This is a genomic window from Pseudarthrobacter oxydans (assembly GCF_030812335.1).
GTDB lineage: Bacteria > Actinomycetota > Actinomycetes > Actinomycetales > Micrococcaceae > Arthrobacter > Arthrobacter oxydans_B.
Map to the genome: position 1 here is coordinate 331,312 of NZ_JAUSSN010000001.1, position 21,956 is coordinate 353,267.

Consider the following 21,956-nt stretch of genomic DNA (forward strand, 5'->3'; position numbering starts at 1 on the left):
ATGCCTGGCCTTGCAGGCATCCCGCCCGTTTGGAGCAAGAAGTGCCTCTTAGACCACTCCCGTACGAACACGTCGCCGTCGCTGGCAGCAGCCGCGTCAAGCGCGGCATGGCGGAGATGCTCAAGGGCGGCGTCATCATGGACGTCGTCAACGTCGAGCAGGCCCGCATCGCTGAGGATGCCGGCGCCGTGGCGGTCATGGCGCTGGAACGCGTTCCGGCCGACATCCGCGCCCAGGGCGGCGTGTCCCGCATGTCCGATCCCGACATGATCGAGGCGATCATCGCGGCCGTGTCCATCCCGGTCATGGCGAAGGTCCGGATCGGCCACTTCGTCGAGGCCCAGGTCATTCAGACCCTCGGTGTGGACTACATCGACGAGTCCGAGGTCCTGACCCCGGCCGACTACGCCCACCACATCGACAAGTGGAACTTCACCATTCCGTTCGTCTGCGGCGCCACCAACCTCGGTGAGGCCCTGCGCCGCATCAACGAGGGCGCGGCCATGATCCGCTCCAAGGGCGAGGCCGGCACCGGCGACGTCTCCAACGCCACCACCCACATGCGCCAGATCCGTGCGGAGATCAAGCGTCTGGCCGGCATGGCCGAGGACGAGCTCTACGTCGCCGCCAAGGAACTGCAGGCCCCGTACGAACTGGTCAAGGAAGTTGCCGCCACCGGCAAGCTCCCCGTGGTCCTGTTCACCGCCGGCGGCATCGCCACCCCGGCCGACGCCGCGATGATGATGCAACTCGGCGCCGACGGTGTCTTCGTCGGCTCCGGCATCTTCAAGTCCGGCAACCCGGCCCAGCGCGCCGCCGCCGTCGTCAGGGCCACTGCCTACTATGACGACCCGGAAGAGATCGCCAAGGCCTCCCGCGGCCTGGGCGAGGCCATGGTCGGCATCAACGTGGACGAGATCCCGGAACCGCACCGCCTGGCCCAGCGCGGCTGGTAGCGGATCATGTTGGCTACGAGCCCGGAGAAGACCTCGACTGGACGTGGGCTGCGCAGCGACCGGGCCCGGTTGCCGGGCCACACAGTGGACGTTTTCGCTCGACGGCGGCACGGCGACACAAAGCCCGACAATTACCTCAGCACCGGTGACGTATTTGAGTTGGCAGGCGCCGGGTTGCAGGGGGCGGCAGCACTCGTTTCAGAGCGATCGATTAACGGCTTGGTCAGCTCTTCCAGCGTTCCGCAGCTACGCGAGACCCGCCGCGGGTGTTGCGCCTTTGCTCCCCTTAGCCCTGCTTCAGCGGTTCCTGAGCTGCTGCCTGTGTCGCGGCCCAGCTGACCAGCAGCCGCAGCGCGTCCCCGGTGGGAGAACCGGGCTCGGCCGTGTAGACCAGCAGCGACAGCCCGGCGTCCGCCGAGAGATCCAGGGACTCGTACATAAGGTGGAGGTCTCCCACCACGGGGTGCCGAAAGTGCTTGAGCCCGGTGTAGTGCAGGCGCACGTTGTGGGCCGCCCACCGGGTCCGGAACTCTTCACTGCGCGTGGACAGCTCCCCCACCAGGTCGGTCAGGCCGCGGTCATAGGGGTCCCGGCCGGCCTCGGTCCGCAGGATCGCCACCGTGTCGTTCGCGGCGCGCTCCCAGTCCGGGTAGAACCCGCGGGAACGGTCGTCCAGGAAGAGGAACCGCGCAAAGTTGGCCGGCCGGGCGGGGCTGCCGTACATCTCGGAGTACATGGCCCGGCCGAGCTGGTTGGCTGCGAGGATGTCCAGGCGCCCGTTGCGCACGAACGCCGGGGCGCTGGTCATCGCGTCGAGCACCAGCTGCACGCTCGCCCGGACCGGCTGGGTGCCGGGGCGGCGGCGCTGCGGCTTGCGGGTGGTGCTGGCGGCCCGGGCCAGGTCGAACAAATGGGCCTGCTCCGCCTCATCCAGCTGCAGCGCCCGCGCCAAGGCTTCCAGGACGCCCTCGGAGACTCCGGAGAGGTTTCCGCGCTCCAGCCGGGTGTAATACTCGACACTGACCCCGGCCAGCATGGCGACCTCGCCGCGGCGCAGTCCGGGGACGCGGCGGTTGCCGCCGTAGACGGGCAGACCCGCCAGTTCCGGGGTGATTTTCGCCCGCCGGCTGGCAAGGAAGTCCCGGGTCTCGCTCTGGTTGTCCATACCTCCAACGGTAGAGGGTGCGGCCCCGTAAGGGAGTCCCTGCCAGTACCCCTCACAGCAGAGCCTCCCTCACCGGCTGCCGAGTGGTGTTTGATGGATAGTGCCCCCGATGACGACCGGGCCGAAAGGCCGCACCTGACCGGTGCCGGACGCCGGGGCACCCCCCACACCATCCACAAGCAGGAGATCCATGCTTACCGTTAACGCTTACGCCGCCCCCTCCGCGACGGAATCCCTCGTTCCGACCACGATCGAACGCCGGGACGTTGGCCCGCACGACGTCCTGATCGACATCAAGTTCGCCGGCATCTGCCACTCCGACATCCACACCGTCCGTGGCGACTGGGGCCCCCAGCAGTTCCCCTTGGCACCGGGCCACGAGATCGCCGGCATCGTTTCCGAGGTCGGCTCGGCCGTCACCAAGCACGCCGTCGGCGACCGGGTCGGCGTCGGCTGCATGGTGAATTCCTGCCGCGAGTGCGTCAACTGCCAGAAGGGCGAGGAGCAGTACTGCCTCGCCGGCAACACCGGCACGTACGGCGCGGTGGACCGCGACGGCACGATCACCCAGGGCGGCTACTCCACCCATGTGGTCGTGACCGAGGACTTCGTCGTCCGGATTCCCGAGGGCATCGAGCTGGACGTCGCCGCGCCGCTGCTCTGCGCCGGCGTCACCACGTACTCGCCGCTGCGCCACTGGGGTGCCGGACCCGGCAAGAAGGTGGCCATCGTGGGACTCGGCGGCCTCGGACACATGGCCGTCAAGCTCGCCCACGCCATGGGCGCCGAGGTGACCGTGCTGTCACAGTCGCTGAAGAAGCAGGAAGACGGCCTGCGCCTCGGCGCGGACCACTACTACGCCACCAGCGACGAAAACACCTTCACAGATCTGGCCGGCTCCTTCGACCTGATCATCAACACCGTCAGCGCGAGCATCGACATCAGCTCCTACCTGCAGCTGCTGAGCCTCGACGGCGCCCTGGTGAACGTGGGAGCCCCGGCCGAACCGCTGCCCGTCAACGCGTTCGCCCTGATCATGGGACGCCGGTCCTTCGCCGGATCCATGATCGGCGGCATCCGGGAGACCCAGGAAATGCTCGACTTCTGCGCCGAGCACCAGCTTGGCGCAGAGATCGAGGTCATCCCGGCCGGGAAGATCAACGACGCCTACGAGCGCGTGCTGGCCTCCGACGTGCGGTACCGCTTCGTGATCGACACCTCCACGCTGGGCTAGTCCACGCCTGGAAAAAGGGCCCGGCCGGCATCAACCGGCCGGGCCCTTCCTGGTTCCGCTGGACGGAAGTTGGTCCTTGCCCGCGGCCGGTTCGGCGGGCACGCTGGCAGGATGATCAAACTGCAGCCCGGCGCCAACCTTTCCGGCTTCGACATTTCCGCCGGGATCGAGGCGCAGCCCGACGGCGTTATCGCCCTGGACCCGGACCTGGCCGCCATCTGGAATCTTGCTGCGCCGTACCTGTTGGTCCGCGACAATGACGCCCACACGCTCTACGCCTTCGGACTGGCCCGGGCCCTGCTCGCGGCGCACCCGGAGGCGGATGCCGCCGTCGTCCTCCCCGCGATCATGCTGCACGACATCGGCTGGTCGCAGGTGCCGCCCGCGGAGGTTTTGCAGGCGATTGCGCCCGGCGGCGGCAGGCCCGATCTGGTGCTGCTGCACGAGAAGGAAGGCGCGCGGCTCGCCGCCGGGATCCTCGCCGCGGCCGGCTACGACGCCGGGAAGGTGCCGGCCGTTGTGGACATCATCGACGGGCATGACTCCCGACGCGAGGCGATCTCGATCGAGGATGCGATCGTCAAGGACGCGGACAAGACCTGGCGGCTGAGCCCGCACGGCATCGACACGGTGATGGACTGGTTCGGCCTGGACCGCGGCCAGGCGCTGCGGCTGTGCAGCCAGCGGGTCCACGGGCACCTGTTTACCGCGGAAGCCCAGGCCATGGCTCGGGCACTGTCCGCGCTGGAGTCGGTGACGCTGTGGCCGCAGCGGCAGGCGCTGTTGGGCGGGGAATAGGAACGTCTGCCTGGGGCGCACCGGGGCCGCGCTGCAGGGTATCGTCCCAGCTCAGGCCTTAGAATAAGCCCAATGAACCCTGAACCAGCTGTCGCCGCCGAAGGGAAGAATTCCCTCAGCGTGCGCGCGGGGATCATTGAATCCGTCTGGCGCCCCGGTTCGTTTGTGGACGTCGGCGACGCCAAGGACGCCATGCTGGCCGTGGAGCGAATCAGCGGGGGAACGCCGATGCCGATGCTCTCCGAAATGACCGACGTGGAAATCAGCGCCGCAGCCCGGTACGAATTCGCGCAGACCACGGGCGTGCTGGCCATCGCGGTTCTCGGATCCAGCGCTGTTGACCGCGTGGTTGCCGCCGCCATGAGCCGCCACACGCTGTACCCGCACGAGTTCTTCACCTCCAGGATCGCCGCCCTGACCTGGCTGGCGGACGTCGCCAGGGGCCGGGCTTAATACACGGAGCCTTGAAGCAGTTCTGCCAGTCTGCCCGCGGCGCGGCGTAGTTCGGGAACGGCTGCTTTGAGGGCTGGTTCGGTGGCTGTCTCGACCGGGCTGGTCAGCGCAATGGACTCGCTGGGCCGGCCGGCTCTGTTTGGAACGGCGACGGCGACCGACAGTACGCCGGTGGCGCGCTCGTCGGCGGAGTACGCGTACTCGATCCCCGGCTCGGGCAAGCGGGCGCGAAGCTGCTCGACGGTAAATGTGGGTGCTTCTTGGCCGGCCGCGATAGCGGCGGCCGTCACCTGTTGCAGCTCTTCATCGGTCGCCGAGGCCAGCAGAATCTTGCCTGCCGCGCCAACCGTCAGCGGGAGCCGTTTACCCAGGGGCAGATCATAGGTGAGGGGCGATGCGCCGTCGACCCGGGCGACCAGGATTCTTTCAAAGCCCAGCCTCGTATAAAGGGAAACCGTGAGTCCCGTTTGCGCGGCGACCTGCTGGAGAACCGGCCGGGCAGAAACTACGAGCGGATCGTTCTCAAGATAGCTTCGGGCCGCGGGCAGGACGGCAGGCCCGATCCGGTACGACTTGTCCGTTTGGCTGACCATGCCGAAGTCCTGAAGAACGCGCAGGATCCGCAGGGTGGTCGGCAGGCTCATCCCACACGTCCTGGCCAGGTCGCTGAGGCGCTGGGGCCGTTCCGCGCGCTGGAGCTCGGCAAAGACCTCCAGTGCGCGGGAGAGGGAGCGCATGTTCCCCGCTTTTGGGCCGTCTTCGGCTGAGCCGGCGGAATGTGTCGATGTCACCGTCATTCTTTCATTCTATGTAATTTCCTTGCGCTTGACAGTGAGTGTGTCTCCTGTCACTATTTCTCTAGACGCAATAACCTTTCATTGTATGAAACTAAACTCACGGAAAGTAAGAAGGAAACGATGACAACGGAGTCACTGATAACGAAACCCGAGAGCGCCATCCGCGTCGCTCCCTCGGTGCTGGTGGGTATCGGAGCTTTTGCTGCCGTCGGCGTCTATGTGCTGGTCGGCTCGGTAGAACTCAACCTCTGGACGTCACTGGGCCCCGGACCTGGCTTGTTCCCGTTCGCGATGGGGGCAGTTCTTGTCGCCATGGCCGTTCTCTGGCTGGTCCAGGAGCTGCGCCGCCCCAGCGAAACCGCCGAGGGTGTTGACCGGGGACTGGTGGTCGCCGTTGTGCTGAGCCTGACGATTCTCGCCGCCCTGATGGACCTGCTCGGGTTCCAGCTGAGCATGTTCCTGTTCCTCATGTACCACCTGAGGTTGCGCGGCCGCCGGTCCTGGGTCTCTTCGCTGATCACTGCCCTCGCCGGAAGCGTCGGCGCCTTCTACGCCTTCAATTACGGCCTGAACGTGACGCTGCCCGTTTCCGCCTTCCCGCTGCTGAACATGATCGGACTGTAGACGTGGATACCCTCAACGAACTCATGGGCGGTTTCGCGGCCGCCATGACCTGGCAGAACCTCCTCTTTGCTTTCCTGGGCTGCCTCCTCGGGACCATCATCGGAGTCCTGCCCGGAATCGGTCCCGTCGCCGGTGTGGCGCTCCTGATCCCCCTCACGATGAACCTGGACGCGACCGGTGCGATCATCATGCTGTGTGCCATCTTCTATGGCACCGCCTACGGGGGAACCATCACCAGCGTCCTGCTGAACACTCCCGGTGAAGCAGCCTCTGCAATCACGACCATCGACGGCTACGCGATGACAAAGGTGGGCAAGGCGGGGGCGGCACTGACCATCGCCGCCGTCGGATCCTTTGTCGGCGGAACGATAGCAACCATCGGTCTCGTCGCGGCGGCGAAACCCCTCGGGGAACTGGGCCTGCTCGTCGGACCACCGGAATTCTTCGCCCTGATGGTCGTCGGCATATCCCTGCTCGTCGCACTGGCTGGCAAGTCAATGGTCAAAGCGGTCATCTCCGGCGCGCTCGGCCTGTTGATCGCCATGGTCGGCATCGACCCCGTCGCCGGCGCCCCGCGGTTCACTTTCGGCATGGACCGGCTCCTGGACGGAGTCAGCTTCGTCGCCGTGATCGTGGGCGTCTTCGGACTCTCGGAACTCCTGTCCCACCGCAAAGAGACCGCGACCCCCACGGTGCACGCACCGAACATGCGCGCGCTGCTTCCCACCGGGAAGGAATGGCGCCGGAGTGCCCCGGCCATGGCCCGCGGCACGGGCATCGGCTTCGGCCTGGGCCTCATCCCGGGCATGACCGGTTCCGTGTCCTCCCTGCTGGCGTACGGCGCCGAAAAGAAGTTCTCCCGCCACCGCAGCCAACTGGGCAAGGGCGCCATTGAAGGTGTCGCCGGTCCCGAAACAGCCAACAACGCCCACGCGAACGCCGCACTGATCCCGCTGTTCACCCTGGGCATCCCGGCATCACCGACGATCGCCGTGCTGATGGGGGCCTTCCTTCAACAGGGCCTCACGCCGGGCCCGACCCTCTTCACCGAACACTCCGAAATCGCGTGGGCGATCATTGCCAGCCTGTTCATCGGAAACCTCCTCCTGCTGGTTCTGAATGTTCCCCTGGTCGGTCTCTGGACCTCCATCCTCCGGGTACCGTCAACGATCCTGACGCCTCTCATCCTGCTCTTTATGGTCATCGGCGCCTACACGATCAACTTCAGCGTCTTCGACGTCTTCGTGATGATCGGCTTCGGACTCCTCGGACTCGCCCTGCGCCACCTGGATATCCCGCTGGCCCCCATGGTGCTGACCCTGGTCCTCGGACCCCTCATGGAGCGCTCCCTGCGGGAGTCCCTCGAAATCTCCCAGGGCGACTTCGGCATCTTCACCAGCCGCCCCATCTCCGCGGTCCTCATCGGCCTCGGCATCCTGATCGTCTTCAGCCCCCTGCTCAAGTTCCGCAAGCCCAAGGCACTGAACGAAGACCCCGAAACGTAAACCGCCGGGCTGTCCGGCTGTTCACACCCTGCACCTGCATTACCAAATTCACTTCAAAGGAGAAGAACAATGATCACCCGTTCACGCATCGCCGCTGCCTTCGCGGCAGCAACCCTGATCGCACTCACCGGCTGCGGCGCCAACGCCGGAGCCGCCAACACCGCCGCTGACGACTTCCCGAAAAAGGGCAAGTCCATCGACCTCGTCGTGGCCTTCGCCTCAGGCGGCGCCGTCGACACCGCCGCCCGGCTCATCCAGCCGATTTTGGAAAAGGAACTCGGCACCAACGTCGAGGTCATCAACAAGCCCGGCGCCGGCGGACAGATCGGCTACACCCAGCTGACCAGCGCCAAACCCGATGGGTACACCATTGCCGCGACCGGTTCCCCCTCGGTGGTCGTCTCGCCCCTGGATCCCGCCCGCGGTGCCAAATACACCCGCGACAGCTTCCAGCCCCTCGGCCGGCAGGTCATCGACCCCGCCGTCATCGCCGTCCAGCCCGACAGCCCCTACCAGACGCTGAAGGACCTCCTGGAAGCCGCCAAGGCCGATCCCAAGTCCATGACCGCCAGCACCACCGGCCTGCAGACCGGTGAACACTTCGCCATGGCGCAGATCCAGGAAGCCACCGGCGCCGAGTTCGCACCGGTCCACTTCTCCGAGGGCGCATCGCAGGCCACTACGGCGTTCCTCGGCAAGCACGTGGACATCCTCGTCGCCAACGTCAGCGACGTGACCGACCTGACCAAGCAGGGCAAGGCACGGGTGCTGGGCGTCATGACGGCCGAGAGGTCCCCGTCGTTGCCGGACGTTCCCACATTCAAGGAATCCGGCTACGAAGTTGAGGCCGGCACCGTCCGCGGCTACTCTGCCCCGGCCGGGCTGCCGGACGCCGTAGCCAAGAAGCTCGAAGCTGCCATCCAGAAGGCCATCGAAGACCCGTCCGTCGTGCAGAAGATGAACGACCTTGGCCTGCAGACCAGCTACCTCACCGGCGAAGACTACAAGCAGTTCTGGGCGGGACAGGAAGAGGACTTCAAGAAGGTCCTCCCGCTGGTTCAGAAAACCGACTAGTCCCCAAGCGTTCCCCGACGGAAGAAATCATCATGACAATCCCAGCAATTGACACTATAGACACCGACTTTCCCCGCCCAGACCGGGACGCCGTCGAACGGCTCGCCAAGCTGCCGGCCGCCAACATCGGCGACGCTATGGACCGCCTCGGCGTCGCACACTCCGCGATCCAGGCCATCTGGCCCGGAGCTCTCCTTGCCGGGCCCGCCTTTACAGTCTGGACCCGCCCCGGAGACAACCAGGGCATCCACCGGGCACTGGAATTCGCGCGTCCGGGAGACGTCATTGTTGTCGCCGGAGGCGGGGATGAATCCCGCGCCCTCCTCGGTGAACTCATCGGTGAGCGGGCCATCAACCTCGGCATCGCCGGCTTTGCCCTGGACGGGGCGGCACGCGACGCCGAGGCCCTCGCTGAAATCGGCATGCCGGTCTTCGCCCGTGCCACGACCCCCGCGGGACCGTATAAGAACGGACCCTCCCGTCTGGGGACGCCCATCTCATTCGGCGGGATCCCCGTCCTTCCGGGCGACGTCATCATTGGCGACTCCGACGGCGTGGTGGTCATTCCCCGGGAACAGGCAGCCGCAGTAGCCGAAGCCGCGGAAGCAGTCTTCGCGGACGAAACCAACCGCCGGCGAGCCATCGTCGCGGCCCGACACTAAGCAAGAAAGACAGAAACTCATGACAGCGTGCACCGTCATAGGCCTCGGCGAAGCCGGAGCCACCTACGCCGCAGCCCTCACCGCCGCCGGCCACACGGTCACCGGGTTTGATCCCGTTGCCCCGACCACTCCTGCCGGCGTCACCCGGGCAGCTACCGCCGCCGAAGCCTGCGCCGGGGCTGACGTCGTCCTGGTCCTCACCGGAGCGGGCGCCGCGCGAAGCGTGGCGCTGGAGTGCCTGCCGGTCCTGCCCGCCGGCAGCTGCTACGCCGACTTCACCTCATCCTCCCCGCAGGTCATGCGCGAACTCGGCCAGCTTCCCAGCCGGGCAGCCTTCGCCGACGTCGCCATCCTCGGACCGGTGCCCGCGCTGGGAGCGAAGACGCCCCTGATGGTGAGCGGGCCCGGATCCCAGGCTGTCGCTGATCTCCTGGCCCCGGTCGGTGCGGAAATCGAAATCGCCGACGGTGGGCCGGGTGCGGCCATGGCCCACAAACTTCTCCGCAGCGTGCTGATGAAAGGCCTGGCCTCCGTGGTCGTCGAAGCGGTCACCGCGGGCCGGGCGGCCGGGCTCGAACAGTGGATCCGGGCTCAAATCGCAGGGCAACTGGCCGGAGACGGCCAGGCGGTCATCGACCGGTTCCTCACCGGCACCGCCAAGCATGCCCTGCGCCGCTCCAAGGAAATGCAGGACACCGCAAGCTACCTGTCGGACCTCGGTGTGCCGGCCGAGATGACGTCCGCCTCCGCCGCTGCCTTGACCCGCATGGCCGAGGAAACGGCACCGGCGGCCGCAGCCTTGCGCTGACCCCGTCATCCGGCAAAATCAGGGACAATAGCCAACGATGAACCTTGCAGCAGCAAGAAATTCCCCGGCAGGAGCGGCAACATGATCGGCATCTGGGCCCTGGGAGCCTACCTGGCCGTCATCCTGCTCTGGACGACAGTGCTCAAGCGCAGCGTCGGGGAAGCCATGATCCTCGGCTTTATCGTGGTGCTTCCCTTTACTGGAGCCTCCGCCGTACAAATCGGAGGGGCAGCGCTGTACGCGGCCGTGACCGATGAAATCGTCTACGCGACCATGGCGTTCGTCTTTATGGGGTATCTGCTGGACAAGACCGGAGTGCTGGACCGGCTCATCGACCTGCTGAACTCGCTGATCGGCGGCGTAAAGGGCGGCCCCGCCTGGGTCTCGACCGTGGCGTCCGCCGGCCTCGGCGGGGTCGTCCACAACCAGGCGGCCATTGCCGCGACCGTCGGCTCCGTCACCATCCCCTGGATGGAGAAATCCCGCCTCGATAAGCCCTCGGCCGCGACACTCGTGGCCGGTAACGCCGGAATGGGCATCACCTTCCCGTTCAGTGCGTCGATGTTCGTCCTCGTCGGCTCGGCCACAGTCGGGCCCCTGCTGGATGTCGACGACCTCGTCCTTCCCCTGCTCATCGGGGGTCTGTGGTGCTTCCTGCACCGGCTGATCGTCACGTGGCTGCTGATCCGCACGAGCGGGATGGCCCCGCTGGATGCCGCGCACCGGCTGCCCGTCCGGGCAGCGTTCGGCCGCGGCTGGGCGACTATGCTGCTGTTCGTCGTCGTGGCCATCCCGCTGACCATCACCTCCGGCTCTATCGCCACGGCACTGTCGGACTGGACCGGCGGGGATGTCACCCAGTCCGTCAGTGTCATCGTCTGGATCCCGGTGGTCCTCATCATTACGGGGGCGCTGCTCGGCAGAAAGAGGCTGCCTGGCAGCGGCCGGGCCTGGTGGGCGCTGCTGCAAAACTCCGCCCCGAGATTCGGTATTGTCGGCGTCACCGTCGTTTTCGCCTTCGCCGGAGCCAACGCCCTCGCCGCCACCGGCCTCCCCGAGCAGATGACCACTGTGCTCAACCAGATGAACCTGCCCCTGTGGCTGCTGGCCATCCTGATCGGCCTGATCGTCATTGCCGTCGCCGCCCCGCTGTCAGCGACGGCCACGATGGCCGCTGTCGGAACCGTCGGCGTCGCCACCCTCGTTGCTGCCGGCGTTCCGGCGACCACAGCGGCCGTTGCCGTGCTGGTCTTTTCCTCCTGCGAAGCAGCGGTTCCCCCCGGAGGCGCGCCGCTGTACGTCGCGTGCGGCATCGCAGACGTCGACCCCGTCAAAACCTTCGCCCGCCTACTCACCCACTACGCCCTGCCGCTGCTGGGCATCGGTGTGCTGATCATCGTCGGCGTCCTGCCGGTCTAAGGAACCTAAACCATGCACCAGATCAGACGGACCACCGAGATCATCTTCGTCCTGACCCTCGCAGCACTCCTGCTTGGGGGAGTGGCGCTCGTGGCCGGCCAAGCAATCGCCCTGGTCGCCGGCCAAGGCGCATGGTTGGAGTTCTTCAACGATTCCATCAAGACGCCGATGTGCCTCTCGGCCTCCATGTGCGCAATCGCCGGCTTCCTCCTTAATTACAAGCGTCACCAGAAACAAGGACAGGCTCCCCAGAAAGCAACGTCGCGATGACAGAAACCACGGACGACGGGATCTATCCGACCTTTGCTGAGTTGCTCGAGAGGGAGGGCAAGCTCGTCGGCACCTCGTGGGGACTGTTCTCCGAATCCGACCGAGGAACGCCGTCCTTCATCAAACCCGACGCCGTCCTGGAAGCCAAGAACTGCATCAGGACCGGCACGGTCTTCGGCCTGGACTACCCGGCCGACGCCTTCGATCCCGGAATGTCACTCAAACGCAGGGCACCTCGGCACACCATCTACTCCTCGCACCCGGCACACCGGGACGACTTCCTGGACGGATACTACCTTCAGGGATCCACACAAATCGACGGGCTCAGGCACCGCCGGGCAGACGACGTCGGCTTCTACAACGGCACCCCGGATGACCGCATCAAGGAGGGCACGCCGGACCTTGGCATCCAGGAATGGGCAGACAACCCCATCGCCGGCAGGGGAGTGCTCATCGACCTCGACGGCTACCGCACCGGCCAGGGCAATCCCATCGACCATCCGGGAGGTGAGCCACTCGGCCTCGACCTGATCCAGTCCGCCATCCAGGCCCAATCCCTCACCATCCGACCCGGAGACATCCTCATGTTCCACACCGGCTGGTGCGAATGGTTCCTGGCCCTGACCCTAGAGGACAAGCAACGGACCCGGGACAGCCGACGTGCCACCGGCCTCGCCCAATCGGAGGAATTCGTCGCCTGGGCGTGGGACCACCGCCTCGCACTGCTTGCTGCCGACAACTTCGCCCTCGAATGCCTGCCGGCCATATCCGGAAGCCCCTTCCGGCGTTCCGCCCCGAACGACCACGGCATGATGCACCAGCAACTCCTCGCCAAGCTCGGCATGCCCCTGGGCGAACTGTGGCGGCTCGGACCGCTCAGTCGTTACATGAAAAATACGGGCGACTGGGACGCCTTCGTCAGCATCAAACCACTGAACATCACCGGGGGGACCGGTTCACCAGCCAACGCCACGGCGGTGGTCTGATAGTCAGCGACCGAGCTTTGCAGCTTTGCGACGGACCTGAAACCACCGCGGGTATTGCCCCGGATTTCGTGGAGGCCGGTCCTGGCAGATGGCGTCCTCGACGCCGATGGCCTAGACCCTAGATCACCGTCCGAGTCCCCGTTCGTCGCCGGCCCCGCCCGCGGAGACTCCGCTCAGGGTGTCGATGTAATCCAGCGTTTTGGGGCTGACATGGCGCACGGCCGCAAGGGCCTCCCGGAGAACGGATCGCCTGGCCGGGTCACCGAGTGCGCCCCGGAGTTCCACGACCGTCTCGATGCCCTGGCCCTCGAACACGCGCGTGATGTCCTCGACCTGGGCCAGGCGGCCCGGCGAGGGCCAGTCGATAACTTCCGAGAGCTTGCCCGTAGCGAGGTGCCGCCGGAATCCACTGGTCGTGGCGGCATCCGGCCAGGCCGCAATGAGAGCATCAACGCGCGGCTTGACGGTCTCGTGGTAGTTCTGCCGTCGCTGCAATGTGGCATCGACGATGATGGCGCCGATGTGGTCCCAACCACGGCTGGTTTCGGTCGAGGCGTCTACGCCGTGTGAGTCCGCTGGCGCCGGATGGTTGGCGGCATCATTATCGCTAGTCATAAGTGAATACTTCCATGTATCGTCATTTTCATCCGCGACCGAGGTCCATGGCCCCTGAGGAGGGGCCGATCAGGCGAAGCCGAAAATGGGCGGGAAGGCCAGGACAACGAGGGCCGCCCAGGCGCCGTAGACCGGCAGGTACCCTGTCTGCCAGCGCTCGACCGCGGCAAAAGGGCGTCGGCCGCGCAGGAATCCAAACGCGAGCCAGGCCGCGCGGAGCAAGTGCACCAGCAGCAGAATATTCAGTCCGAGTGCCGCGACCTTGTTGGGGCTGTAGCCGAACTCGGCGATTCGGGTCACCATCGCAGTGAGCATCACGGCATCCAGGGCAAGGGCCGCGACCACGAGGACCAACTGCAGGGCATCAAACAGGCCGGGGACCGTAACCGAGTCGCGTGCGGAAATCGAGTAGAGCAGCAGGCACAGAACCAGCACGAGGATAGCGTCCATCAGAATCAGCAGGTTCCGGTCGACGTCGACCAGTCCACCGGCGGTGGCAAGCACGGGCAGAAGGACCAGCAGCATGACAACGGTCAGCGGCGTGAAAACACGGGTCAGGACCGGGGCGATGTTTTCGACGACCTGCTGCTTGGCTTCGACCAGCCAGGTCGCGACCAGAAGCGCGCCGGGCATCGCGAGCGGCAGGATCCAGCCCTCCAAAACCGGCTCGAAGTCGGCGCCAATGGCCTGGAAGGTCGCGGATGTCAGTGCGATCAGGACTGCGCCGCCGAGGGCAAGCAGCGTGTAGTAGATCGCGAGCTCGCCGGTAAATCGGACGAAGTCCATGCGTCGCTTGTCGGACCGCCACCTCCCGCCGACGTAGGCCACTCCCACCAGCAACCACAGGATGACCGGTGCGTGCAGGGCGGCGAGCATCTGGGTGGCACCGTCTTTCGCGAACGGGTAAACGTTGAGCACGACTGCCAGAACAACAAATGCAATGCAGAGTGTCGCTGCCACCGCACCGGTGAGGCGGCGCTTCCAGGCGAAGTACGCGGCCAGGAACGGGAAGACGAGCAGGCCGAGGCTGCGCATCAGCGCGTCGCCGTCGCCGATCCACGCCAGTCCGGCCTTGACCGCCAAGCCCGCCCCGACGGCGAGCGTGAGGACCACGGCCAGCTCGCGCCACGGTGATGTCCCGGCGCCGTCGGGACCCTCCGGCACCAGAACGAGCTGCTTCCACAGCCGCTCGGAATGTTCGCGGGCAAACTCGTGTGAGACGGCGTCGAGGTTGCCCAGGCGTTTGATGGCGACCAGGAAGGCCTCCTCATCATCGAGACCTGTCGCCTGCCGGTCGGCGATCTGCTCACGCAGGTGGTCTTCCAGCTCTTCGACGTCGGCGGGAGAGATCGCCTGCCTTCGCTGAACGTAGCCGCGCCACCGGTCGATCTGGGCCTCCAGCTCGGCGTGCGGGGTCATCACGCCCACCCCTCAACCGCGGCAGCAGGCCGCGGCGGCGACTGCCACACCTGCCGCAGCGCGTCTGCGACCACGGCCCACTGCTCCTGCCGGTCGGCGAGGGCCTCCCGGCCTGCCGGCGTGATGGCATAGTGCTTGCGCCGCCGCCCGGCATCGGACGTACCCCACAACGACGACACGTAGCCGAGACGCTCGAGCCGGTGCAGCAGGGGGTAGAGCATCCCGTCGGTCCACTGCATGCCACCGCCGGACAGCTCACCGACTCGTTTGAGGATCGCGTAGCCGTAGAGGTCGCCCTCCGTCAGGATGCCCAGCACCAGCGGCGTGGCTGAAGCGGCGACTAAGTCTTTGTCAATGCGCACGGCGACTCCCATACCTAGATCTGAAGGGTATCAAACATAGCAGATCTAGGTATAGGCGGCCCGGGCCATCTTTAACGCGCCCGGGCAACGCGTACTTGGGTGTTACAGGGTAATTCTGCGGCTGATGATCTTGTCCGCTGTTTCGTAGATGGTCTGGTTGTGGGCGCGGGCATAACCGCGCAGCAGCGCGAAGGCGGCGCTCATGTCGACATTGGACGTGTGGGCGATGACGCCCTTGGCCTGTTCGATCAGGATGCGGCTGTTCAAGGCGCGCTGCAGCTGCTCGTTAATCAGGGCGCTTTCCCGCGCGGCGCGTTCCTGCAGCAGGGTAATGGTTGCCACGTCAGCGAAGGCCTGGGCAATCGCGGCGTCGTCGGCGGTGAGGGGGCCGGTCTCGTGGCCAAAGAGATTGAGGGCACCGATCGTGCGGCTGCGCAGGCGCATGGGGACGGCGTGCAGGGACCGGAACCCCTGGGACAGCGCAGCGGACTGGAAGAGGGGCCACCGGGAACCCTGCGTCGCGATGTCGTCAATCGTCACCACGGCTCCGGTCCGGTAGCAGTCCACGCACGGACCCGCGCCAGCCTCGAGCTGGAGGACTTCCACGAGCTGGCTTTCCTCGCTCGTTGAGGCCATGACCTGGAGGTCCCCGGCCGGATCGACCAGCACGAGCCCTGCGGCGGCGGCGTCAAGAATGCCAACTGATTCATCCACCAGCGTGTGGAGGAGGTCGAAGACGTCGTAATCCGCCACTAATGTGTCCGCTATCTTGACGAAAGCGGCACTCACGCGTCCTGCGCGGCTTATCATCGCCATACCCGGATTCTACTGCACGCGCCCATCTCAGCCGCCTCCGGGGGTGAAGTCAAGGCTTCTGCTGACGACGTCCCGGGCGACCTCCCGGACGGTACGCCCATGGGAAAATGCGTGAGCCCGCATCAGCAGAAGTGCGTCCCGCGCAGACGTCCCGGCCTGTGCCAGGACCATTCCCGTGGCCTGGTGTACCTCGCGGCGTGAAAGGGGAGAGCCATCCGGCGGGGCCTCGGTGCCGTCTCCGGGTGCAAGGGTCAGGAGCTGGCGCAGCAGGAGCCAGGTGGCGGCGTCGGCGAGTTGCAGGGCTGTGGAATGCTTTGCCGGGCTCAGCGGGCCGGATTCCGAACTGTAAAGCTCCACGACGCCGATATCCAGCGCGCCGAGCGCGAGCGGGAAAACGAAGATGGCCGCAACATCCAGCTCCAGCAGGGATTTTGCAAAGACCGGCCAGGCGGCGTGCGGCCCCCTGCGCACATCCGGCAGAAGCACGGGTCTGCGGGCCTTCAGGGCTTCCCAGCGCGGGCCTTCCCCCAGATCGAACTGCAGCTCATCGATCCTTGCCGCCACTGCGTCGCTGGCACAAACCAGTGTCTCCGGGGCCAGGCCGGAGAACACTGAGATCGCGGCCCCGGAGATCGGCAACGCCTCCACGAACCCGGTGCAGAGGCCGGCATCGAATCCCTGTGCCACCGCGTCTGTGCCATCACCCATGCCGGGCAGCCTGGCAGGTTGTATCCATGAAGCCGAAACTTCCGGCCGGGGGAGATAGGTGCCACTCAATCGTCCGGTACAAAATACTGGCCATGGGGTCGTGCCTCCTCGGCCTGGTCGGAGTGCCATCAATCGCTAGTGAACCACCCACGTGTTTGCTTCAGTCTATGCCTGCTCACCGTCGAGCCCGCTGGCGGCACCGGTTCCCCGTTTCTGCCGTGGCTGGCGCAGCGGCACGGACCTGCCCCCGGCGCCCTACCGTCTTGCTTCAAGATCAGATAAAATGACTCCGTTGCCCTGGACCCCGGTAGCGCCATCATTCGGCGAACTATCCAGGAGGATCCCAGCGATGAGAGTCAATCCCAACCTTCGACCCGAGTCCGTACACCCGTTCCACCGCTCCGGGGCCATCACTGATGGTCCGCATCCCGGACTCAGCAAAGCGAACGAACCGCAGGGCGGTCAGGCGCAGGATGGCGAGCAAGCACCAGCGCCGCCAGGCCAGGCCCGACAGCAGGACCTGGCGGCCGAACTTGCCGACTTCTTATGGAAGCGGCAGGAACCGGGCCTGGACCAGTTGCCGTCGTCCACCAAAGGCCGCAGTGGTGAGCAGGATTCCGGAATTTGGCGGGATCAGCTCTTGGCAGAGATCGAAGGCCTCGCAGCGACGCTGAAAGAGAAGGTGGCCCGGTACTCGTTGACGCAGACGCCTTCGCCCTCCGAGCTGGCCGCCGAACCAGCCAACGAGACTGCCGTGTTGTGGATTCAGGATGCCCTTGAGGATATTGCCGCGACTGCCTTGGGCATTGAAATGGCGTCACGCAAACTCTTCATCCAGGCGGCTTCGGACGGGGTGCAGGATTCGAAACGCGAAACAGCCCGCGAACAAACGGCAGGGACCGCAGAATGACCAGCCCCGTCGAGGCGGACTGGACCCATCTCGTTGAGTTTCTCGAAGCGCGCATCGCGGAGCAGGAATCAGCCATCCGGGAGGGAACCTTCGCCCTGGGGACCGCCGATGCTCCTGAAAGCAACCACAAAGTCTCCTTGGGTCAGCTGATGCTGGACGAGTGCGCCCAGAAGCGGGCAATCATTGCCAGCTGGAAGGAAGCGGCCGGCGCCGAAGGGATCAGCGATCTCAGCCAGGCCGAAGGAACGATTGCCATCGCCCGCAGGTCAATGCTCACCATTCTCGCGGGCTCCCATCGTGAGCATCTGGACTACGACCCGGCCTGGTCACCCGCACTGCCAACAGGTATGCCCGGAGAACCCGCCAAGGTCTGAAGTGCCCGGCCCCGGCGGGGGCGGGCATGCCCGCAGCCTGAGGATCGCACTCGCCGCCCGCCACCCAGACGCCGAAGCCTAGCGGCTGCTCACCTGACCGAACAGCTTCGCGATGGGTGCGAGCAGAATCGGGCGGGCGGCGTACCACCCGGCCACCGTGACGGCGATTGCGGCCGCGAAGAGCCAGAACCCGACCCAGTTCACCACATCGGTGCCGCCGAACATGTGGTTCAGGTTGCGCAGCGCACCGGTCGAGAACACCAGGAACACGTGGATGAGAATGAACAGCACGAAAAACAGCATCGTCGGGAAGTGGACAGCGCGGGCAACTTCCACCGGGTAGATCTTGCTCAGCGTCTTCGCGTTCTTCGGCCAGAATTCGCTCATGCGCACACCCGTGATCGCCGCGAGCGGGGCAGCGATGAACACCACGATGAAGTACATCAACTGCTGCAGGCTGTTGTAGTTCACCCAGCCGTTCTCCACGGGCCAGTCGAGAGTCATGTACTGCAGCAGCGCGGAGAGCGCATTCGGGAATACTTCCCAGCTGGTCGGCACGATTCGCATCCAGTGGCCGGAGGCAAACAGCAGCACCACGAAGATGAGACCGTTGGCCAGCCATAAGATGTCGAGCGACTGGTGCAGCCACAGGTTGATGCTGATTTTCTTGCCGCCCCGCTTCGGCGTCCAGAACGCCGGCGGCTTCTGCTGCGTGCGCACCTGATAGCCGGAGCGAATGATGAGCACCATCAGGAAAAGGTTCAGGAAGTGTGTCCACTGCGCCCACCACGGGAATCCCGGTTCGGCGGTTGCGGGCAGGTGGTATTCGCCGGGGTACCTCTCGAGGAACGCTGGTACGCCCGGCAGCGTCGTTACACCCCGCGCGGCGAGCACAAGAATCGCCGCGGCGGCCACGGCGCCGACCGCGAGGAGCACGACGCGCCTGATCCACTGGCCCAGGGTCAGCGAACCGTAGAGCCTTGCTTCGGCCTTTGGCCGCACGGGCTTCTCGGCGGCGACGGAGGGCGCCGGCGATGCTGGGGCGGCTGTCGGCGCGGGCGGGCTCGGGGCCGCCGTCGGCTCCTCCTCGGCAACGGTCTCCACCACGCTGGCGGTCTCCGCCACGCCGGTTTCCGGGGCACGGGCCGGGGCGATGGGTCCGGGAGCTGCGTGCACCGCGGGGGCGGCGGCGACCGCCGGAGCAAGCGCCGCCGGCGGCCACGGTTCACCACCGGGGAAACGGGGAAGCCCGCGACGAAGCGGTGTGGTTCCCGTCGTCAGGGTGGCGGGTGCAGGTGCGGGTGCTGTGGCTGGGGCAGCTACCGGCGACGTCGTTGCCGGCACTGCTGCTTTCTCAGAAGCATCTGCAGCAGCCTCTGCGGCCGGCGTCGTTGTGGCGCCTGCGGCGGCGGGAGCCCCGGACGGAGCCGCCACCGATACCGAAATCTCGCCCGCTGGCGGCCAAGGCTCGCCGCCCGGCACGCGCGGCAGGCCGCGGCGCAGCTGCCGCGCCCCTGCGGGACCTGGGTTCACGGGAGGGACCGGAGCGGACACGGCCGTCGGACCCGGTGCCGTTTCCTGGGAAGCGGCGGCAGTAACGGGACCGGCGGCGGAGGGCGTTGCGGCCGCCGGTTCGGCGGCGACCAATCCCACCGCCGAATCAGGCGCCGACCGGGCTGCGGTTCCGGCCGTGACCACGCGCGCGGGCGCCTGGCCTGCCGGCGGCCAGGGATCCCCGCCTTCGACGCGCGGCAGGCCCCGCCGGATCGACCGAGACAGAGACGCCATCACTGATTCTTCCGAGCCTCAAGGGCGGTAATCAGCTGCGGCACAACCTTGAAGACATCTCCGACCACCCCAAAGTCGGCGATTTCGAAGATCGGCGCGTCTGAATCCTTATTGATGGCGACAATCGTCTTCGCGGTCTGCATGCCGGCCCGGTGCTGAATCGCCCCGGAGATGCCCAGCGCGATATACAGCTGCGATGACACGGAAACCCCGGTCTGGCCGACCTGATGCGACTGCGGGATGTAGCCTGCATCCACCGCGGCACGCGAGGCGCCAACGGCCGCACCGAGCGTATCGGCGAGCTGTCCGACGAGGGCGAACTGTTCCTCCGACCCGAGGCCGCGCCCGCCCGCGACCACCTTCGCGGCACCTCGCAGCTCCGGCCGAGAGGTGGCAACAACGGCCTCGTCGAACGAGTCGATCCGCGCGGCCGGCTTCCCGGAGGGCGTCACTGCCAAGGTTTCCGACGCTTCCGGCTGAGCGGTAGCACGCGCTTCGATGGAGCCCTGGCGAACCGTAATTACGGGCGGACCAAACGTGGACGTTGAGGTCACGTCGTACGCACCGCCGTAGACGGAGTGGTGGGCCACGACGCCCTCGTCATCACGTGACACACCGATCGCATCGACGGAAACCGCGGCACGCGAACGAGCCGCGTATCGGCCGGCAAGGTCGCGCCCGTTCAGCGAATGCGAGATCAGGATCGCGTCCGGCTGCACCTGCTCCACAGCGGCGGCAAGCGCGTCAACGCCCGGCACGCCGAGCTCGGAAGGATCCGGAGTCTCCGCGATGAGTACGTGCGCGGCACCAAGGGCTGCGGCCTCCGCAGCGGCGGCGCTTCCGGCACCGGGTGCGGCAAGCACCAATGCAATGGGCGTGCCGCACCCGGCTGCAGCGCCGAAGAGCCCGGCCGCAGCCTTCTCGAGTTCACCCGAAGCCTGGCTTTCGACGACGACGAGGATTGCGTCACGAGGGAATTCAGTCATGTCGTTATTCCTTAAGCCAGTCGGTTGTCGATAAGGAAGGCAGCGAGCTTCTCGCCGGCGTCTCCCTCGTCAATGATTTTTACGCCAGCCGCCCGCGGCGGCTTCTCTGCAACGGACAGCATGATCGAACGCGCCGCCTCGGGGTCGTCCGGCGTGACCCCGAGGTCTGCCAGGGTCAGCATCTCAAGGGGCTTCTTCTTGGCCGCCATAATTCCCTTGAAGTTCGGGAAGCGCGGCCCGGGAAGCGCTTCGGTAATGGAGATCACGGCGGGCAGGCTCGCTGACACCTTCTGCACACCGGATTCGACGGGCCTGGAGCCGGACACGACGCCGTCGCCGATCTTCACGGAACTGAGGCCGGTGGCGAGCGGCACGTCCAGCAATTCTGCGAGCATCGCGGGAATCATGCCGCCGGAGCCATCGGTGGAGACGTTGCCGGCGATCACAAGGTCAAACTCAACGCGACGGATGGCTGCGGCGAGGGTTTCAGCGGTGAGGCCAAGATCCGCGCCCCGGAGCGCCTCGTCAGAGACGTGAGTGGCGCTTCCCGCGCCCATCGCCAGCCCCTTGCGTATCGTTGCCGTGGCACCCTCGGGAGCGAGGGAAAGGACTGCGACCTCAGTGCCCTCGTTCGCGTCGGCATACGTCAGCGCAAGCTCCAAGGCCCGCTCACCGATCTCATCAATGACTGCCTCGCTGGCTTGTCGATCGGCGAGACCTGTTTCAAGGTTCAGTTTTCGGTCCCCGTAAGTGTCGGGGACCTCCTTTACAAGGACGATAATCTTCATCGATGGCTCTTCCTGTGGCGGGCTTGTCTCTCTATAGGAGACATACCGGATCTCCATTGAGTCTACGAAAGTAGTTTCACTCCTGCTGACAGCCGCACCACCACCCACTGGCCAACCGGCGCTTGCGAAGCGTCTTCAGAGGTCTAACTTAGATGCATGGAGTCCCTGAGAGGTCCTTTGTATCTGGATGTCGCGGCGAAAGGCTTGTCCTTGGCAGGCATTGCGTTGATGATTTTCGCGGAGGGCGGCTGGTTCACCGCGGGTATGTTCATGGTGCTCGTCGGTGTGCTGATCGGGGCATGGGCCGTGTTTGCCGCGCGTCGGGTGCGGTCACCGGGCGGGCCCGCCCGCCCGGCGCCTTTCGGCACCTGGAGCCGGCGCGACGCCGGTCCGGAAAAGGACAGCGAATCCTGAACAGCGAGGATTCGCCCGGTCCGCA

At 66.1% G+C, this 21,956-nt stretch carries 25 protein-coding genes; 15 read left to right on the forward strand and 10 right to left on the reverse strand.

Going from position 1 to position 21,956, the window contains the following annotated elements:
• Nucleotides 1-41 precede the first annotated feature (41 nt).
• Nucleotides 42-956 (forward strand): pyridoxal 5'-phosphate synthase lyase subunit PdxS, encoded by a 915-nt coding sequence (gene pdxS / locus J2W14_RS01545; protein ID WP_307457382.1) that lies wholly within the window; start codon nt 42-44, stop codon nt 954-956.
• Nucleotides 957-1,242: 286 nt separating this feature from the next.
• Here the strand turns inward: pdxS and J2W14_RS01550 are convergent, their stop codons facing one another.
• Nucleotides 1,243-2,121 carry a helix-turn-helix transcriptional regulator gene (locus J2W14_RS01550; protein ID WP_307457385.1) on the reverse strand — a complete coding sequence of 293 codons (879 nt, stop codon included), beginning with the start codon at nt 2,119-2,121 and terminating at the stop codon, nt 1,243-1,245.
• Between the two features lie 190 nt (nt 2,122-2,311).
• Here J2W14_RS01550 and J2W14_RS01555 point away from each other — a divergent pair, with 190 nt between their 5' ends.
• The 3 genes from J2W14_RS01555 (at nt 2,312) to J2W14_RS01565 (ending at nt 4,606) form a co-directional block, all read left to right on the forward strand.
• Nucleotides 2,312-3,355 (forward strand): NAD(P)-dependent alcohol dehydrogenase, encoded by a 1,044-nt coding sequence (locus J2W14_RS01555; RefSeq protein WP_307457387.1) that lies wholly within the window; start codon nt 2,312-2,314, stop codon nt 3,353-3,355.
• A 111-nt stretch (nt 3,356-3,466) separates the two neighbouring features.
• On the forward strand, nt 3,467-4,153 hold the full coding sequence (locus J2W14_RS01560; protein ID WP_307457390.1) for an HD domain-containing protein: 687 nt from the start codon (nt 3,467-3,469) through the stop codon (nt 4,151-4,153).
• Nucleotides 4,154-4,225: 72 nt separating this feature from the next.
• Nucleotides 4,226-4,606, forward strand: a complete 381-nt coding sequence (locus J2W14_RS01565; RefSeq protein ID WP_307457393.1) for a DUF7793 family protein — start codon at nt 4,226-4,228, stop codon at nt 4,604-4,606.
• On the opposite strand, the gene J2W14_RS01570 is transcribed toward J2W14_RS01565, so the two are convergent.
• Complete coding sequence (locus J2W14_RS01570) at nt 4,603-5,403, reverse strand: IclR family transcriptional regulator (RefSeq protein WP_307457395.1); 801 nt, start codon at nt 5,401-5,403, stop codon at nt 4,603-4,605. The genes J2W14_RS01565 and J2W14_RS01570 overlap by 4 nt on opposite strands.
• Nucleotides 5,404-5,523: 120 nt before the next feature.
• Between J2W14_RS01570 and J2W14_RS01575 the strand changes: the two genes are divergently transcribed.
• From J2W14_RS01575 to J2W14_RS01610, 8 genes are all read left to right on the forward strand, one after another.
• Complete coding sequence (locus J2W14_RS01575; protein WP_307457400.1) at nt 5,524-6,027, forward strand: tripartite tricarboxylate transporter TctB family protein; 504 nt, start codon at nt 5,524-5,526, stop codon at nt 6,025-6,027.
• A gap of 2 nt (nt 6,028-6,029) precedes the next feature.
• A complete protein-coding gene (locus J2W14_RS01580; RefSeq protein ID WP_307457403.1) occupies nt 6,030-7,532 on the forward strand; it encodes a tripartite tricarboxylate transporter permease in 1,503 nt (500 codons plus the stop codon).
• A 69-nt stretch (nt 7,533-7,601) separates the two neighbouring features.
• A complete protein-coding gene (locus tag J2W14_RS01585; protein WP_307457407.1) occupies nt 7,602-8,606 on the forward strand; it encodes a tripartite tricarboxylate transporter substrate binding protein in 1,005 nt (334 codons plus the stop codon).
• A gap of 32 nt (nt 8,607-8,638) precedes the next feature.
• Nucleotides 8,639-9,268: a methyltransferase gene (locus tag J2W14_RS01590; RefSeq protein ID WP_307457410.1), complete on the forward strand. Its 630-nt coding sequence runs from the start codon at nt 8,639-8,641 to the stop codon at nt 9,266-9,268.
• Nucleotides 9,269-9,287: 19 nt separating this feature from the next.
• Nucleotides 9,288-10,076 carry an NAD(P)-dependent oxidoreductase gene (locus tag J2W14_RS01595; protein ID WP_307457412.1) on the forward strand — a complete coding sequence of 263 codons (789 nt, stop codon included), beginning with the start codon at nt 9,288-9,290 and terminating at the stop codon, nt 10,074-10,076.
• Nucleotides 10,077-10,157: 81 nt separating this feature from the next.
• Nucleotides 10,158-11,495, forward strand: a complete 1,338-nt coding sequence (locus J2W14_RS01600; RefSeq protein ID WP_307457417.1) for a TRAP transporter large permease subunit — start codon at nt 10,158-10,160, stop codon at nt 11,493-11,495.
• Nucleotides 11,496-11,507: 12 nt separating this feature from the next.
• Nucleotides 11,508-11,765 carry a hypothetical protein gene (locus J2W14_RS01605; RefSeq protein ID WP_307457421.1) on the forward strand — a complete coding sequence of 86 codons (258 nt, stop codon included), beginning with the start codon at nt 11,508-11,510 and terminating at the stop codon, nt 11,763-11,765.
• Entirely contained in the window at nt 11,762-12,751 is a 990-nt protein-coding gene (locus J2W14_RS01610) for a cyclase family protein (RefSeq protein ID WP_307457424.1), read from the forward strand. The genes J2W14_RS01605 and J2W14_RS01610 overlap by 4 nt, the downstream gene beginning before the upstream one ends.
• Nucleotides 12,752-12,874: 123 nt before the next feature.
• On the opposite strand, the gene J2W14_RS01615 is transcribed toward J2W14_RS01610, so the two are convergent.
• The 5 genes from J2W14_RS01615 to J2W14_RS01635 form a co-directional block, all read right to left on the reverse strand.
• Nucleotides 12,875-13,366, reverse strand: a complete 492-nt coding sequence (locus J2W14_RS01615; protein ID WP_307457428.1) for a hypothetical protein — start codon at nt 13,364-13,366, stop codon at nt 12,875-12,877.
• A gap of 69 nt (nt 13,367-13,435) precedes the next feature.
• Nucleotides 13,436-14,785 carry a permease prefix domain 1-containing protein gene (locus tag J2W14_RS01620; protein ID WP_307458265.1) on the reverse strand — a complete coding sequence of 450 codons (1,350 nt, stop codon included), beginning with the start codon at nt 14,783-14,785 and terminating at the stop codon, nt 13,436-13,438.
• Nucleotides 14,785-15,147: a PadR family transcriptional regulator gene (locus J2W14_RS01625; RefSeq protein WP_307457431.1), complete on the reverse strand. Its 363-nt coding sequence runs from the start codon at nt 15,145-15,147 to the stop codon at nt 14,785-14,787. Before J2W14_RS01625 ends, J2W14_RS01620 begins: the two co-directional genes overlap by 1 nt.
• A 102-nt stretch (nt 15,148-15,249) precedes the next feature.
• Nucleotides 15,250-15,963 (reverse strand): GAF and ANTAR domain-containing protein, encoded by a 714-nt coding sequence (locus J2W14_RS01630; protein WP_307457435.1) that lies wholly within the window; start codon nt 15,961-15,963, stop codon nt 15,250-15,252.
• A 27-nt stretch (nt 15,964-15,990) separates the two neighbouring features.
• Entirely contained in the window at nt 15,991-16,671 is a 681-nt protein-coding gene (locus J2W14_RS01635) for a GAF and ANTAR domain-containing protein (RefSeq protein WP_307457437.1), read from the reverse strand.
• A 349-nt stretch (nt 16,672-17,020) separates the two neighbouring features.
• Between J2W14_RS01635 and J2W14_RS01640 the strand changes: the two genes are divergently transcribed.
• Both J2W14_RS01640 and J2W14_RS01645 read left to right on the forward strand, forming a co-directional pair.
• On the forward strand, nt 17,021-17,581 hold the full coding sequence (locus J2W14_RS01640; protein ID WP_307457440.1) for a hypothetical protein: 561 nt from the start codon (nt 17,021-17,023) through the stop codon (nt 17,579-17,581).
• Nucleotides 17,578-17,955 (forward strand): DUF6221 family protein, encoded by a 378-nt coding sequence (locus J2W14_RS01645; protein ID WP_307457443.1) that lies wholly within the window; start codon nt 17,578-17,580, stop codon nt 17,953-17,955. The genes J2W14_RS01640 and J2W14_RS01645 overlap by 4 nt, the downstream gene beginning before the upstream one ends.
• Nucleotides 17,956-18,033: 78 nt before the next feature.
• Here the strand turns inward: J2W14_RS01645 and J2W14_RS01650 are convergent, their stop codons facing one another.
• The 3 genes from J2W14_RS01650 to J2W14_RS01660 all read right to left on the reverse strand — a co-directional run bounded on the left by J2W14_RS01650 (nt 18,034) and on the right by J2W14_RS01660 (nt 21,517).
• Nucleotides 18,034-19,080 (reverse strand): cytochrome b/b6 domain-containing protein, encoded by a 1,047-nt coding sequence (locus tag J2W14_RS01650; RefSeq protein WP_307457445.1) that lies wholly within the window; start codon nt 19,078-19,080, stop codon nt 18,034-18,036.
• A gap of 662 nt (nt 19,081-19,742) precedes the next feature.
• Nucleotides 19,743-20,729, reverse strand: a complete 987-nt coding sequence (locus J2W14_RS01655) for an electron transfer flavoprotein subunit alpha/FixB family protein (protein WP_307457448.1) — start codon at nt 20,727-20,729, stop codon at nt 19,743-19,745.
• An 11-nt stretch (nt 20,730-20,740) separates the two neighbouring features.
• Complete coding sequence (locus tag J2W14_RS01660) at nt 20,741-21,517, reverse strand: electron transfer flavoprotein subunit beta/FixA family protein (protein WP_307458267.1); 777 nt, start codon at nt 21,515-21,517, stop codon at nt 20,741-20,743.
• A 210-nt stretch (nt 21,518-21,727) separates the two neighbouring features.
• On the opposite strand from J2W14_RS01660, the gene J2W14_RS01665 reads away from it, so the two are divergent.
• A complete protein-coding gene (locus J2W14_RS01665) occupies nt 21,728-21,931 on the forward strand; it encodes a hypothetical protein (RefSeq protein WP_307457451.1) in 204 nt (67 codons plus the stop codon).
• Nucleotides 21,932-21,956: the final 25 nt, after the last annotated feature.

Bases quoted from the DNA above. Each gene is read 5' to 3' on its own strand.
- J2W14_RS01550 (WP_307457385.1), bottom strand. From the start codon at position 2,121: ATGGACAACCAGAGCGAGACCCGGGACTTCCTTGCCAGCCGGCGGGCG.
- J2W14_RS01615 (WP_307457428.1), bottom strand. From the start codon at position 13,366: ATGACTAGCGATAATGATGCCGCCAACCATCCGGCGCCAGCGGACTCA.
- J2W14_RS01620 (WP_307458265.1), bottom strand. From the start codon at position 14,785: ATGACCCCGCACGCCGAGCTGGAGGCCCAGATCGACCGGTGGCGCGGC.
- J2W14_RS01600 (WP_307457417.1), top strand. From the start codon at position 10,158: ATGATCGGCATCTGGGCCCTGGGAGCCTACCTGGCCGTCATCCTGCTC.
- J2W14_RS01640 (WP_307457440.1), top strand. From the start codon at position 17,021: ATGAGAGTCAATCCCAACCTTCGACCCGAGTCCGTACACCCGTTCCAC.
- J2W14_RS01645 (WP_307457443.1), top strand. From the start codon at position 17,578: ATGACCAGCCCCGTCGAGGCGGACTGGACCCATCTCGTTGAGTTTCTC.
- J2W14_RS01595 (WP_307457412.1), top strand. From the start codon at position 9,288: ATGACAGCGTGCACCGTCATAGGCCTCGGCGAAGCCGGAGCCACCTAC.
- J2W14_RS01560 (WP_307457390.1), top strand. From the start codon at position 3,467: ATGATCAAACTGCAGCCCGGCGCCAACCTTTCCGGCTTCGACATTTCC.
- J2W14_RS01635 (WP_307457437.1), bottom strand. From the start codon at position 16,671: ATGGGTGATGGCACAGACGCGGTGGCACAGGGATTCGATGCCGGCCTC.
- J2W14_RS01630 (WP_307457435.1), bottom strand. From the start codon at position 15,963: ATGGCGATGATAAGCCGCGCAGGACGCGTGAGTGCCGCTTTCGTCAAG.
- J2W14_RS01605 (WP_307457421.1), top strand. From the start codon at position 11,508: ATGCACCAGATCAGACGGACCACCGAGATCATCTTCGTCCTGACCCTC.
- J2W14_RS01570 (WP_307457395.1), bottom strand. From the start codon at position 5,403: ATGACGGTGACATCGACACATTCCGCCGGCTCAGCCGAAGACGGCCCA.
- J2W14_RS01565 (WP_307457393.1), top strand. From the start codon at position 4,226: ATGAACCCTGAACCAGCTGTCGCCGCCGAAGGGAAGAATTCCCTCAGC.
- J2W14_RS01590 (WP_307457410.1), top strand. From the start codon at position 8,639: ATGACAATCCCAGCAATTGACACTATAGACACCGACTTTCCCCGCCCA.
- J2W14_RS01660 (WP_307458267.1), bottom strand. From the start codon at position 21,517: ATGAAGATTATCGTCCTTGTAAAGGAGGTCCCCGACACTTACGGGGAC.
- J2W14_RS01555 (WP_307457387.1), top strand. From the start codon at position 2,312: ATGCTTACCGTTAACGCTTACGCCGCCCCCTCCGCGACGGAATCCCTC.
- J2W14_RS01655 (WP_307457448.1), bottom strand. From the start codon at position 20,729: ATGACTGAATTCCCTCGTGACGCAATCCTCGTCGTCGTCGAAAGCCAG.
- J2W14_RS01585 (WP_307457407.1), top strand. From the start codon at position 7,602: ATGATCACCCGTTCACGCATCGCCGCTGCCTTCGCGGCAGCAACCCTG.
- J2W14_RS01610 (WP_307457424.1), top strand. From the start codon at position 11,762: ATGACAGAAACCACGGACGACGGGATCTATCCGACCTTTGCTGAGTTG.
- J2W14_RS01575 (WP_307457400.1), top strand. From the start codon at position 5,524: ATGACAACGGAGTCACTGATAACGAAACCCGAGAGCGCCATCCGCGTC.